7 protein-coding genes are annotated in these 13,664 nt (G+C 72.2%); 5 read left to right on the top strand and 2 right to left on the bottom strand.

Annotation, left to right across the window (positions count from 1 at the left end; all coding sequences use genetic code 11):
* Positions 1-36 precede the first annotated feature (36 nt).
* Positions 37-2,184 (top strand): MMPL family transporter, encoded by a 2,148-nt coding sequence (locus G569_RS45010; RefSeq protein WP_053225733.1) that lies wholly within the window; start codon positions 37-39, stop codon positions 2,182-2,184.
* Here the strand turns inward: G569_RS45010 and G569_RS64425 are convergent.
* Together G569_RS64425 and G569_RS0102550 are read right to left on the bottom strand one after the other, a co-directional pair.
* Positions 2,181-4,865 carry a helix-turn-helix transcriptional regulator gene (locus tag G569_RS64425; protein WP_028062250.1) on the bottom strand — a complete coding sequence of 895 codons (2,685 nt, stop codon included), beginning with the start codon at positions 4,863-4,865 and terminating at the stop codon, positions 2,181-2,183. The genes G569_RS45010 and G569_RS64425 overlap by 4 nt on opposite strands.
* Positions 4,866-4,876: 11 nt before the next feature.
* Entirely contained in the window at positions 4,877-5,734 is an 858-nt protein-coding gene (locus tag G569_RS0102550) for a M48 family metalloprotease (protein ID WP_028062249.1), read from the bottom strand.
* Positions 5,735-6,307: 573 nt separating this feature from the next.
* On the opposite strand from G569_RS0102550, the gene G569_RS57095 reads away from it, so the two are divergent.
* From G569_RS57095 to G569_RS0102525, 4 genes are all read left to right on the top strand, one after another.
* The gene (locus G569_RS57095; RefSeq protein ID WP_028062248.1) at positions 6,308-7,876 is read left to right on the top strand and encodes a calcium-binding protein; all 1,569 of its coding nucleotides are present in this window, start codon (positions 6,308-6,310) and stop codon (positions 7,874-7,876) included.
* A 52-nt stretch (positions 7,877-7,928) separates the two neighbouring features.
* Positions 7,929-9,668, top strand: coding sequence for an HD domain-containing phosphohydrolase (locus tag G569_RS57090; protein WP_028062247.1), 1,740 nt, complete (start codon positions 7,929-7,931; stop codon positions 9,666-9,668).
* A gap of 67 nt (positions 9,669-9,735) precedes the next feature.
* Positions 9,736-11,703 carry a glycoside hydrolase family 3 protein gene (locus tag G569_RS0102535; protein ID WP_028062246.1) on the top strand — a complete coding sequence of 656 codons (1,968 nt, stop codon included), beginning with the start codon at positions 9,736-9,738 and terminating at the stop codon, positions 11,701-11,703.
* Positions 11,704-11,777: 74 nt separating this feature from the next.
* Positions 11,778-13,463, top strand: a complete 1,686-nt coding sequence (locus G569_RS0102525; RefSeq protein ID WP_157591771.1) for a hypothetical protein — start codon at positions 11,778-11,780, stop codon at positions 13,461-13,463.
* Positions 13,464-13,664: the final 201 nt, after the last annotated feature.

Genomic DNA, 13,664 nt, shown 5'->3' with positions numbered 1-13,664 from the left:
TCGCCTTCCTGGCGCCCAACGTGCAACGCTGAGGGCATGAAGGCACTTGCGCGGTGGTGCTTCCGTCACAAGTTCGTCGTGCTCGCCATCTGGGTCGTGGCGCTGTTCACGCTCGGCGGCCTCAGCGCCAGCGCGGGCTCCGGATATACCGATTCCTTCTCGCTGCCGGGCACCGAGTCCACGACGGCGCTGAACCTCCTCACCGACAACTTCAACACCGAGTCGACCGATACGAACCAGGTGGTGTTCGCCGCGAGCGATGTCACCGACCCGGCCGTCAAGGCGCGGATCGAGAAGACGCTCGACACGATCGCCAAGGGCCCGCACGTCGAGCGCGTCGACAGCCCGTTCGCCGAGGGTGCCGCCGCGCGGCAGATCGCCAAGGACAAGACGGTCGCGTTCGCCAACGTGCACATGGACGGCGAGCAGCCGATCGCGGACGTGCCGAAGGAGGCGTACGACAAGCTGATCGCCACCGCCGAGGCGGCGCGCGGCGACGGCCTCCAGGTCGAGCTCGGCGGCTCAGGGATCCAGCAGGCCACGCAGCAGCCGGGCGGCGGCCCGAGCGAGTTCATCGGCTTCATCGCCGCCGCCATCGTCCTGGCGATCGCGTTCGGCTCGTTCTGGGCGACGGTGCTGCCGCTGTTCACGGCGGTGCTCGCCCTGGGGTGCGGACTCACGCTGACCGGACTGCTCGCGCACGCGATCGACATCGCGACGTTCGCGCCGACGCTGGCCACGCTGATCGGGCTCGGCGTGGGGATCGACTACGCGTTGTTCGTCGTCACGCGCCACCGCAACGCGATCATCGCCGGCCGCGACCCCGAGGCGGCGTGCATCCGCGCGCTCAACACCTCCGGGCGGGCGGTGCTGTTCGCGGGTGCGACGGTGATCGTCGCGCTGCTCGGGCTGTTCGTGCTCGGCGTGAGCTTCCTCAACGGCGTGGCGGTCGCGGCGGCGATCGTCGTGCTGGTCACGATGACGGCCGCGGTGACGTTGATCCCCGCCCTGCTGGGGATGTTCGGCATGCGCGTGCTGTCGCGCAAGGAACGCAGGCGGATCGAGGCCGAAGGGCCGCGCGACCCCAAGCTCGACGGGTTCTGGCCGCGCTGGGCGAAGATCGTGCAGGACCATCGGTGGCCGCTCGCGATCGCCGCCCTCGTCGTGATGCTCGCGCTCGCCGTGCCGGCGCTCGCGCTGCGGCTGGGCTCCTCCGACGCCGGCCAGGACCCGGCGTCCTCGACCACCCGCAAGGCGTACGACCTGCTCGCAAAGGGCTTCGGCGCAGGCTTCAACGGCACGTTCCAGATCGTCGCCCAGACGCCGAACGGCAAGGCCGACCTGCCGAAGGTGCAGAAGCTCGCCGACGCCCTGAGCTCAACGGACGGCCTCGCGGCGGTGAGCCCACCGGTGCAGTCGCCCAACGGCAAGATCGCCCTGATCGAGGCGCGCCCCTCCACGGCGCCGCAGGACGAGGCGACCAGCAAGCTGATCGACACGCTGCGCAACGACGTCGTGCCGAAGTCCTCCGGCGGGCTGCCGGTCTATGTCGGCGGCATCACGGCGATCTTCGACGACTTCGCCGGCGTGCTGACCGACAAGCTGCCGCTGTTCATCTTCGTGATCGTGCTGCTCGGCTGCCTGCTGCTGATGATCGCGTTCCGGAGCATCCTGATCCCGTTGACCGCGGCCGCGATGAACCTGCTCGCGGCCGGGGCGGCGTTCGGCGTCGTCACGCTGGTCTTCCAGGACGGCTTCCTCGCCGGGCCCCTGGGGGTCGGCACCGGGCCGATCGAGGCGTTCCTACCGGTGATGATGCTGGCGATCCTCTTCGGGCTCTCGATGGACTACCAGGTCTTCCTGGTCAGCCGCATGCATGAGGAGTGGGCGATCACCCACGACAACGGGCATTCGGTCCGGATCGGCCAGGCCGCGACCGGGCGGGTGATCACCGCGGCGGCGACGATCATGATCCTCGTCTTCAGCTCGTTCCTGCTCGCCGGGCAGCGGGTGATCGCGGAGTTCGGCATCGGCCTCGCGAGCGCGGTCCTGCTCGACGCGTTCGTCCTGCGCACCGTGCTCGTACCCGCGGTCATGCACCTGATCGGCGACCGCAACTGGTGGCTGCCGCGCGGGCTGGATCGCGTGCTCCCGCGCGTCGCGGTCGAGGGCACGGAGGCCTAGCGCAGCTCCTTGCGGGACGTGATGTCGAGCTTGGTGAAGACCTTGCGCAGGTGCCACTCGACGGTGCGCGGGCTGATGAACAGCCGCGCGCCGATCTCGGGGTTGGAGAGGCCGTCGCCGGCCAGCCGCGCGATCTGCACCTCCTGCGGCGTGAGCGCGTCGCGCGCGTCACTGGTGCGGCGGCGCGCGCTCGCTCCCGTGGCCTGCAGCTCGCGCACGGCGCGGTCCGCGAAGCCGCTCACGCCCATCGCCGTCAACTGGTCGGCGGCGCGGCTGAGCTGTTCGCGCGCGTCAACGGGGCGCCCTTCGCGGCGCAGCCACTCGCCGTAGAGCAGGCGGGCGCGCGCCTGGACCGCCGCCGTCCGGGCAGGCGAGAGCCGTTCGATCGCCTCCTGGTAGAGCACCTCGCTCGCGCTCAGCTGCGCGCGGGCGAGCGCCTCGACGCCGAGGCCCCAGTCCGCGCCGCTGGCGCTCGTGATCGACGTCAGGCGCGTGAGCGCCGGCTCGGCGACGTCGGGCCGCCCGCACCGCACCGCCGCCTCGATCAGCTCGGGGAGCGCCCAGCCGGCGATCGAGTACTCGACCGGCGAGACGATCGCGAGCTGCGCCTCGCGCATCGCGTCCTCGTAGCGGCCAAGGCCGTTGTAGAGCAGCGCGCTCGCCCAGTGCACGAGGGTCAGCCACTGACCTTCGCCGACCTGCTCGGCCCGGGCGGCGTTCGCCTCGACCCGCGCCCGGACCTCCGCCTCGCGCCCTTGCCACGCCGCGACGAACACGCCCGGGTATGACGGCCGGTCGGTCCCCGTCGCCTCATACAGCGCCTCCTCCTCGGCCAGGAGCGAGGCGGCCGCGTTCAGGTCGCCCGCGAGCGTCTTCGCTCCGGCGCGCAATGCCAGGGCCTGCGGGAGGACGCTCGACGCTCCGGCTTCCCGCGCCAGCGCGAGGAACTCGGCCGAGACCGCGTCCCAGTGCCCGGCGTCCCACAGGTCGTGGGCGCTGCGGGTCGCGATGAACATCCAGCGCAGCCGCTCGTCGGCAGGCATCCTCGCGGCGCGGAACGCCTCCAGCCCCCGGCGCAGGAGCGGCGCCGCGACCGTGGGGCCATCGGTGACCAGCAGCGCCGCGCCATGGAGAAGGGCGTCGGTGGGACGGTCGCCGGGCTCCGGGACGGCGCGGGCGACGGCGAGCGGGCCGGTGCCGTCGCCGAACCGTCCCGCGTACCACGCGGCGCTGAGCGCGTCCCGGTAGGTCTCGCGCGCGAGCGGCTCGTCCAGCGCCCACAACCGGCGCGCGGCGCTCAACAGCAGTGGCGGAGCGTCCGTCCCGCGGCTGATCGTGAACGCGATCTGCCCGCGCACCAGGTCGACCTGCGCACGCTGGAGTTCGTCGAGCGGCCCGGTCTGCGCCACGACCAAGAGCGTCAGCGCCGCTTCCGGCGCGCCGGCCAGGTGCTTGAGCCGCGCCGCGGCCAGGGCACGCCGCGTGCGACGCGACGGCTCCTCCGACAGGTCCGCGGCCCGCTCCAGGAACGCCGCGGCGGCGGCGTAGCCTCCGCGTGCTCGCGCCCGCCCGGCGGACCGCTCGAGCTCACCCGCGACCTCCTCATCCGGGCCTGCCGCGGCCTGGGCGCGATGCCACGCGCGGCGGTCGGGATCGGCCTCGGGGTCGGTCGCCTCGCCGAGGGCGCGATGCACACGGCGGCGGTCCGGCAACGAAGCGCTCCGGTACGCCGCGGAGCGCACGAGCGGGTGGCGGAAGCGCACGTGCGGGCCGAACGTCAGCAGCCCGGCCGCGTCGGCTGGGGACGCGTCAGCGCGTCCGAGGCCGAGGCTGGCGGCCGCGCGCAGGATCAGCAGCGGGTCGCCGACCGGCTCGGCGGCGGCGATCAGCACGAACTGCTGGGTCTCCTCCGGCAGCGGCTCGAGTTGGCGGACGAAGCTCTCCTCGATCCGCCCGGCCAACGGGACGGTGTAGCCGCCCGCGAGATCGTCGACGCCCAGGTGGTGCGGCAGCTCGAGCAGCGCGAGCGGGTTGCCGCGCGCCTCGGCGACGACGCGGTCGCGGACGCGCTCGTCGAGCGGGCCGTGCAGCTGGGAGTCCAGCAGCGCCCGCGCGTTGGGCTCGTCCAGACCGCCCACAGCGAGGTCGGGAACGCCACCGAGCTCGTCCTCGCTGTCGTTGCGGACGGCGAAGACCATCGCCACCGACTCGGCGCCCAGGCGACGGGCGACGAACGCGAGCGTCTGCGCGGACACGCGGTCCAGCCACTGCGCGTCGTCGATCAGGCAGACGATCGGGGTGTCGGCCGCCTCCGAGAAGAGCCCGAGGACCGCGAGGCCGACGAAGAAGCGGTCGGGCGAGCCGCCGGCGCTGAGGCCGAACGCGCGCTCGAGCGCGTCGCGCTGCGGTGCCGGCAGCGCGGCCGCGTGCTCGAGCACGGGCGCGCAGAACTGGTGCAGGCCGGCGAACGCCAGCTCCATCTCGGACTCGGCGCCGGCCGCGCGGATCACACGACAGCCGGTGGCGTGCTCTGCGACGTGATCGAGCAGGACCGACTTGCCGACGCCCGCGTCGCCGCGGATCACGAGCGCGCGGCTGCGTCCCGCCCGCACATCGGCCAGGACCTGGTCAAGCGCAGCGCATTCCCGGCGCCGCCCCAACAACCGCTGCGCTCGCCGCATCCGCGGCGACGCTATTGAACGAGCGCCGGGCCGTCAATCGCCGCCCGGGCCTCGATGCGCGCGATGCGCTGCGTGATCGGCGGGTGGTCGGCGAGCAGGCGGGCGAGGCGGCCGGCCGGCTCCCGGTCCGGTGTCGTCCGGTAGAGGTCCAGGAGCGCGGGCCCGTAGCCCCACTCGACGGCCGCGGCGTCCGTGATGAACTCCGAGATGCGGGCCGCGCGCTGCGTGAGCAGCTTGCCGACGTAGTAGACCCACATCACAGCCAGCTGCCAGACGACGAGGGCGACGGTTACCAGCCAGACGACCGGGCGCACCCGGAGCCGGGCGCCGATCCGGCGCAGCGCGAGGTAGACGCGTGCGAGGACCTCTCCCGGGATCGCGAGCCACCAGACGACGGTCGTGGCGAGTGGGTGCAGGCCGCGGTGGTGCCCGAGCTCGTGTGCGAGCAGCGCCTCGAGCTCGGCGTCCTCGCGGCGCAGGGCACCCTCGGTGACGAACAGGAGCCGAACGGCGCCGGCGGCCGCGTTCAGCTCGGTCGTGCGATGGATGAGCGGGACCAGGTTCGCCGTGTTCAATGCCGCGCGTCGCCCGACGGCGTCGAGCAGCCCGCGGAGCCGGTCCTCCTCCTCGGCGGTGGGCGCGCGCGACGGCGCGAACACCCCGGCGACGCGCCGTTCGATCGGCCGGACGTACAGCAGCGCCGCGCCGCCGAACGTGACGACGACCGCCGCCGCCGCGAACGTCCAGGCGCTGTCGAAGAGCAGCCCGATCAGTGAGATCGGCGCGTCCACGCGCAACGCGCCGAAGGCGATGAATGCGACCAGCGGCGGCAGCAGCGCAAGCAGCGTCCGGTCTGGCTTGCGGCGCATCGCGGGAAGGCTACGCGAACGCACAGCGGCCTCGACGACACCGGCCGCACCTGGGCGCAGGACATCGCCGCGCGGAGCACGACCGTCGAGGAGCAGACGCACCTGATCAACTCGATGGACTTCATCGGCACGGGCGCCGGCACCGCCCCGAACTGGTACGTCCGCCACGGCACGCCTCGCCTGGAACCGGCCGCACGCCGGCAACTACGACGTGCCCGAGGCGATGGCCTGGATCGCCAAGGTGGTCGGCGCGGCCGGTGACCCGCTGGCCAACACGGCACAGGGAAGCGTCGGCGGCACCCTCCCCGCGACGCTCTCGCTCGGCTTCGGCCCTGGGCCCGTTCATCCCCGGCGTCGCCAAGGACTCCGAGGGCAGCGTCGCCGCCACGATCACGGGCTCCGCCGGCGACGCGACCCTCAGCGTCGCGGACCGTCGACGACCGCGCCGGGCAGGCTGGTCAACGGGACGTTCGCGCTCGCGCAACCGCTCCAGGCCGCGGTTGGCGGAGAGCCGCCACGAACAGGTCGGCCTGTCGCCTGGCGGCAGGCCGGCGCCGCCGGGATGCTCGCTCGATGTTCTCGAAGCGGCTCGTGGTGCTCCTGTCGGCGGTTCTCGTGTTCCCCTCCACGGCGCTTGCGGCGCAGGCGGGACAGGGACTCACCGGGCCCGTGTACCGGGCCGATCCGCACGAGGCGAACTGGCTGACCGTGGCCAACCTGAACACCGGCCACTACCTGTTCCATGACTTCAGCGCCGGTGTGACCCCCGGGTTGGGGTGCACGGGGGCGTTCGCCGGGACGGGTGCGGACTGCTCGCAGGCCGATCCCGGAGAGGCGCTGATCTTCCTCGACGACCGCGACGACAACTTCACGTCCTACCTCGACGGGCGGGTCGGCGCGCACGTGGACGGCGGCACCGGCAACGACCACCTGACCGGCGGGTTCGCGGATGACCAGCTGTCGGGCGGTGCCGGCAACGACATCGCCGACGGCGGCCTCGGCAACGACGTCCTCGACGACGCGTACACCGGGCTGCTCGGCACCGAGCCGGGCAGCGGAGACGACACGCAGATCGGCGGGCAGGGCAACGACACGATCGTCGCCGGCCCGGGCGCGGACACGATCGACGGCGGCCCGGGGAGCGACACCGTCGACTACACCTCCTCGAAGGCGCCGCTGACGGTCACCGTGGACGCCGGCATGCACGACGACGGCGCGCCCGGGGAGGACGACACGGTCACGAACGTCGAGCGCGTGCTCGGCGGCACTGGGGCGGACACGATCGCCGGCGGCGGCGTCCTGGTCGGCGGCGCGGGCGATGACGCGCTGCGCGGCGGGGTCGGCAACGACACGCTCCTCGGCGACGACGAGGCGGGCAGCGCGGGCAGCGCCAACGACACCCTCGACGGCGGCGCGGGCAGCGACATGCTGCGCGGCGGCGACGGCGTCGACACCGCCACGTACGCCACCCAGGAGAACCCGGTGACCGTCACGCTCGACGACCGCCCCGACGACGGTACCGCCGGCGAGAAGGACAACGTGCGCTCCGACGTCGAGAACGTGATCGGCGGCACGAAGGACGACACGCTGATCGGCTCGGCCACGGCCAACGTCCTCACCGGCGGTCCCGGCAACGACCACCTCGCGGGTGCGGGCGGTTCGGACACCCTCGACGGCGGTGGCGGCGACGACACGATCGACGCGGCCGACGGCAACGCGGACGCGGTCCTCTGCGGCGACGGCGACGACACCGTGCACGCCGACGCGACCGACGCGGTCGCCGGCGACTGCGAGCACGTCGACCGGCCGGCGGTCGCGATGGCCGCCGCCCCCGTCGACCTGAAGGCTCAAGCCGCTCCGCCCGCGGTCCTGCTCGCGGGTGGAACGCTCAAGGTGGACAAGCACCGCCGCGTCAAGGTCACGCTCGGATGCTCCGCGGCGTGCGCCGGCCGCGTCACGCTCCGCGCCGGCGGGGCGCTCGCAGCCGCCTCCTTCCGGGTGCCTGGCGCGAGCATCCGCACGCTCACCCTGACCCTCTCGAAGTCCGCCGCCAGGCGCGTTCGCCGCGGTCACCGGCTGACGGCGACGCTGGCCGCCGTCGCCGCCACCACCAGCACCGTCGCGGTGACCTTGACCGCCTGATGTCACCGCCGCCGGGTGGAGCGCATGTCGGGTGGGTATGACCCTCCTCGATATGTCTGAAGCCAGGCGTCAAGCCGCATCCGCGCTGGCCGCCGCCTCCGGCCTGGTCGCGGGCGCGACGCTGGTTCGGCGAGCGCGCAAGGAGCTCGGCGAGTCGGCGCGCCTCGTGGAGGAGCTCCGGGCCGAAGCGGACCGCCTGAAGGAGGCGCTGCGCAAACGCGAAGCGGAGCTCGTCCACCGGCGCGAGCTGATCGAGCGCCTGCAGCGGGGCCGGCGGGCCGAGCGTTCGTGGAACGCCGAGCTCCGCACGCAGCTGCAGCGCGCACACGAGTCCCACGTCGTGGTCGACGAGTCCGCGGACGCGCGCGATCTGATCCTGCGCGCCGCGATCGAGCTGGTCGAAGCCCAGAAGGGCCTGCTGCTCTCGCGCGCCGACGAGGACGCCGACGGGAACCTCGACCTCGTGTGCGCGCACGGGTTCGAGCGTGACGCGGAGCGCAGCGCCGTCGTGCAGCGCTTCGCGCGCGAGGTGCTCGACCGCGATCAGATCGTGCGCGAGGACACGCCCGGCGCCGCGGGAGACGAGATCGACAACCTCGTCGCGATCCCGCTGTACCTGCGCGGGCGCTTCCACGGCGTGATCGTGTGCGCCAACCGACCCGGGGGATTCGAGGACGTCGACGACGACCTCCTCCTGGCCCTCGGCGACCATGCGGGCACCGCGCTGCAGACGGAGCGCCTCGAGCGGGATCTGCACGGCGTCCACCGCGGCGCGGTGCGGATGCTGATCGGCGTCCTGGATGCCCTGGACCCAGTTCTTCGACGCGAGGCGGGCGAGGCGACGCTCATCGCCCGCGCGGTCGCGCGGCGTCTGGACCTCGACGCGCATGATCTCGAGCTGATCGCAACCGCGACGGTGCTGCGCGACATCGGCAACGTCGTCGTCCCCGACCGGATCCTGAACACCCCCGGACCGTTGTCGGCGGACGAGCGCACGCTGGTGGAGATGCACCCCCGCGTCGGCGCCGGCCTCCTCGACGAGCTCCCCGCGCTGCACGACGTCGCCACGGCCGTCCGCTACCACCACGAGCGTCTCGACGGAACCGGCTATCCGACCGGTCTCGGCGGGGACGCGATCCCGCTTGCCGCCCGCGTGGTCGCGGTTGTCGACGCCTATAGCGCCATGACCCATGAGCGCCCGCACCGGCCCGCGCGCTGGCCGGTGGACGCGGTCGCCGAGTTGGTGAACGGCGCGGGAACGCGCTTCGACGCCCGCGTGGTCCGCGCGCTGGCCGACGTCGTCGGATCGTCGAAGGCGCCCTCTCCCGACATCGCCGGCGCCGTCGCGTCGGCGATCGACACCGCCGGCCTGCCGCCGCTGCGCGAGCTCACCGGCACCGACCCGCTCACGCTCCTTCCCGGTCATCGCCTGTTCCACGAGGCCGCGGCCCGGGCGGTCACCGGCGGTGAGGCGACCGTCGCGATCGTGCAACTCGACGACCTCGACTCCATCAACTGCGACGAGGGGTACGCCGAAGGCGACCACGCACTGCTGATCGCGGCCCGCGCGACGCAGCTCGCTGCCGCCCGCGTCGGCGGGACGGTCTATCGCGACAGCGGCCGTCGCCTCAGCATCCTCATCCCCGGCGCGAACGGCGACATCGCGGCCGAGCTGCACACCGAGTTCGCCATCGGGCCGCGGGTCACCATCGGCGTGGCCGTGCAACGACCGGACGACACCGGCGAGACGTTGATCGCGCGCGCCCGCTCCGCCATCACCGCGATGCCCTGAATGAGGATTACCCGATCGGGGGGTCGGGGCAGGGTCGTGGCACCAGTGAGGTGAAGGGAGGAGTTACATGCACCGATCCGGATCGGTCCTGCTCGCCGCGGGTGCCGCGGTGGCAGCAATGGCGGTGCCCGCGGCCGGCGCGCATCAGGCGTCGCAACAGGCGGCGGCACTGCCCTACGAGAACGCCGGCTTGCCCGTGCAGCGCAGGGTCGACGACCTGCTGTCGCGGATGACGCCGGCGGAGAAGATCGGCCAGATGACGCAGGCCGAGCGGTCGAGCGTCGACGCGGACACGTCGAAGATCACGACGGACGCGCTCGGGAGCGTGCTCTCCGGCGGCGGCTCGGTGCCGACGCCGAACACGCCGACGGCGTGGGCCGACATGGTCGATCGCTACCAACGGGCCGCGCTCGCGACGCGGCTGCACATCCCGCTGATCTACGGCGTCGACACCGTCCACGGCCACGGGAACCTGAACGGCGCGACGGTGTTCCCGCACAACATCGGTCTCGGAGCGACGCGCGATCCGGCGCTCGTGCGCGACGTCGAGCACGTGGCCGCCGAGGAGACACGGGCGAGCGGGCCGCAGTGGGCGTTCGCGCCCTGCATCTGCGTGGCGCGCGACGACCGCTGGGGCCGGACCTATGAGTCCTTCGGCGAGGACCCGAGCCTCGTCATCCAGATGGAGACCGCGATCGAAGGCTTCCAAGGCCCGCCCGGCCACCTGTCCGACCCCGACCGGGTGCTGGCCACGGCGAAGCACTTCGCCGGCGACGGCCTGACCACGTACGGCACCGGCTCCAACTCGCAGACGACCGGCAACTACCCGATCGATCAAGGCGTCGACCAGGTCGACCACGCGACGTTCGACCGGCTGGCGCTGCAGCAGTACGTCCCCGCGGTGCAGCGCTATGACGTCGGCTCGGTGATGCCGTCGTACTCGGACGTCGACTGGACCGAGGACGGCCTCGGCAACCCGATCAACATGCACGGCAATCGCGACCTGATCACGGGCTGGCTCAAGCAGAAGGTCGGCTTCGACGGCTTCGTGATCTCCGACTACAACGGCATCGACCACATCGACCCGACGACGTCGACGTTCGCCCAGAAGGTCCAGACGGGCGTCAACGCGGGCATCGACATGTTCATGCAGCCCTCGAACTTCGAGCAGTTCGAGACGACGCTGAACGGTCTGGTCACGTCGGGTCAGGTCCCGATGGCCCGCATCGACGACGCGGTGCGCCGGATCCTGACCAAGAAGTTCGAGCTCGGACTCTTCGAGCACCCGTTCACGGACCGCCGCAACATCGGGCAGGTCGGCTCGCCCGCGCACCGTGCGCTGGCGCGCCGCGCGGTGGCGGAGTCCCAGGTGCTGCTCAAGAACGACAAGCACGTGCTTCCGCTCCGCGGCAACCACGACGTCTACGTCGCCGGCTCCAACGCGAACGTCATCGGCAACCAGGCCGGTGGCTGGACGCTGACCTGGCAGGGCGGTTCGACCAACGTCATCCCCGGCACGACGATCCTCGACGGCATTCGTCAAGAGGCCCGCGGGAACGTCACGTTCAGCGTGGACGGCTCCGCCCCGATCTCGCGCAAGGCGTTCGGCGTGGTCGTCGTCGGCGAGACGCCGTACGCCGAGGGCTTCGGCGACGTCTTCGGCCCGCAGTGGGCGTACGACCCGGGTGACAACGGCCAGCCGCGGCCGGTGAAGGACATGCAGCTCTCGGCGGCCGACAAGGCCGCGGTCGACAAGGTCTGCGCGGCCGCGAAGCGCTGCGTGATCGTCGTCGTCTCCGGTCGTCCGCTGATCCTCGACCCGGCGCAGCGCAATGCGGCGGACGCGATCGTCGCGGCGTGGCTGCCCGGCAGCGAAGGCGAAGGCGTGGCCGACACGCTGTTCGGCGCGCGACCGTACACCGGGAAGCTGCCGGTGACCTGGCCGAAGACGCTCGCTCAGGAGCCGATCAACATCGGCGACCGCCACTACGACCCGCTGTATCCGTTCGGGTACGGCCTGAGGACCGGTTTTTAGCCGTTGACGCCGTCTGAGGACCCGTGGGAGCCTTCCCGCGGGTCCTCATGGCGAGCCTCGTCCGAGTCGATGCCGTGCCGCGCCGAGACGCCGCTCGTCGGCGTGAGGAGGTGCCGCCGCCGCACGTTCTCGCCGGGCTCGGCAACCAGGCGGCCGGGCGGATGCTGGCCGCGCGCCGGCGGACGCTGCAGCGGGTGATCGACGCGACCACCTGCGACACGCTCGACGACTTCCAGACGCTGCTGGGACCGGACGAACTGCCCGAGATCGGGACGCAGATCCAGGGGCTGTACGGCCTGGTGGCGACCTATCTGGCCACGCAGGGAACGGACGCGGCCGCCGAGCGCGACCTCCTGACGCGGATCAGCGCCGACGCCGAGCGCGTCGAGGGGATCGCGCTGGACATGCGCGAGGACCGTGCGGACAAGTCGGGGACGAGCCCACTCGCGGTCGTACGACGGTTCGCGGAGGGACTCAAGCGGGACGCGGTCCGGGCGATCGCGGCGCTCGGGGTGGCGCCGAACACGCAGGGGCAGCGCTACCAGAATGTCACCGAACCGACAACGGTGGGCGCGCTGACGGGCGGGACGATGAAGCACTTGCTGATCACGCCGCGGCCGGGCACGTCGGAGGCCGAGGGCGGCGGGCAGCAGTACCCGGAGAACGTCGCGCAGGATCGCGAGATGGTCCTCTCGCTGCCGCCGAAGGCGAACCAGCAGGCGCCGTTCAAGGGCATCAACATGAACGGGACCAAGCCGCCGGTGCTCGAGGTGCTGGCGGTCGGCGGCGGTCACGGGGGCGTGAAGGCGCTGTTCGACCAGGAGCAGATCGGCAGCTTCAGCGCGAAGTACTGGAAGGACGAGGTGGTCGACCCCCTCATCGCCTGCGGTGTCAAGGCGAAGCTGATCGTGCTCGACGCGTGCCTGACGGCGTCGATGTTCGACATCTTCGCGCCGCTGCTGGACGCGAAGGGCCGGATCATCGGGAGCATGTACTCGATCAACGGCCGCATCCTCACGCCGGAGGTCTGGCAGGAGATCTTCGACGCCGAGGACCGCGGCGAGGACGTCACGCCGATCGTCGAGCGCAGCGGCCGGGAGGTGGCGGGGAAGTCCGCGCTCGAGGCGGCGAACACGATGGCGAGCTCGATGCGCTCGATGCGCCCGGAACAGCTCGTCGACCTCCTGCAGCGCGAGCCCGGGCTCACGCCGATCGTGTCCAAGCTCCGCTACCTGTCGAAGATCGCGGACATGGTCGGGGGCTACCTGCGGGCCAAGAACGCCGCGCGCAAGCTGGAGTGCGTGGAGGAGCTGCGCGGAGTCGAGAACGCCACGCCCACGCCCCACACCGACGAGACCATGCTGGCCTCGATGGTCGCGGATCTGCTCGAGCCCGACGACCCAGACCTGCGCGACAACGCGGTCGGGCTCGTCCGCAACGCCCTCCAGACCGCGACCAACTCCAAGGCCACCGACTTCGGCGACCTGCGGCGGGCGCTGTTCGAGCAGACGCGGAGCGACCTGGCCGGCTCGCCCTTCGCCGCGGTCCCGGCCCAGAGCGCCGTCTTCGACCTCGAGAGCAAGACGATCCGGTTCGACCAGACCTTCCACGACAAGACCGCCCGCCGGAACGTCGAGCTGAGCACCGCCGTCCAGTCCCGCGGCGAGATGGCCGGCATCGACCGCGAGCTCAAGCAGATGGCGACCTCTGGGCTCGCGCAGCTCGTGCCGGTCCCGCGCGACCAGATCTTCGATCACTGACGGTTTGTCGAGTTAGACAACAATTTCACATGTGACTCTCATCGGGTCCGATCGCAAGCGTTGACAGCGGGTCGCGACGGTGTTTGTATTGCCGCGCAATTAACTGCCGGGGAGCCGCACGCCGCGGTTCGGGTCTGAGGGGGAGTCAATGAAGACGAGAGGGTTGGGCCTGGCTCTATTGAGCCTGGCTCTCGCTGCGCC

Origin of the sequence: Solirubrobacter soli DSM 22325 (assembly GCF_000423665.1) — a bacterium.
GTDB lineage: Bacteria > Actinomycetota > Thermoleophilia > Solirubrobacterales > Solirubrobacteraceae > Solirubrobacter > Solirubrobacter soli.
Note: the sequence above shows the minus strand (reverse complement) of the source record. Positions and strands in the feature narration are given on the sequence as shown.

Coding starts and splice junctions, on each gene's coding strand:
- G569_RS45010 (WP_053225733.1), top strand. CDS start 37: ATGAAGGCACTTGCGCGGTGGTGCTTCCGTCACAAGTTCGTCGTGCTC.
- G569_RS64425 (WP_028062250.1), bottom strand. CDS start 4,865: ATGCGGCGAGCGCAGCGGTTGTTGGGGCGGCGCCGGGAATGCGCTGCG.
- G569_RS0102550 (WP_028062249.1), bottom strand. CDS start 5,734: ATGCGCCGCAAGCCAGACCGGACGCTGCTTGCGCTGCTGCCGCCGCTG.
- G569_RS57095 (WP_028062248.1), top strand. CDS start 6,308: ATGTTCTCGAAGCGGCTCGTGGTGCTCCTGTCGGCGGTTCTCGTGTTC.
- G569_RS57090 (WP_028062247.1), top strand. CDS start 7,929: ATGTCTGAAGCCAGGCGTCAAGCCGCATCCGCGCTGGCCGCCGCCTCC.
- G569_RS0102535 (WP_028062246.1), top strand. CDS start 9,736: ATGCACCGATCCGGATCGGTCCTGCTCGCCGCGGGTGCCGCGGTGGCA.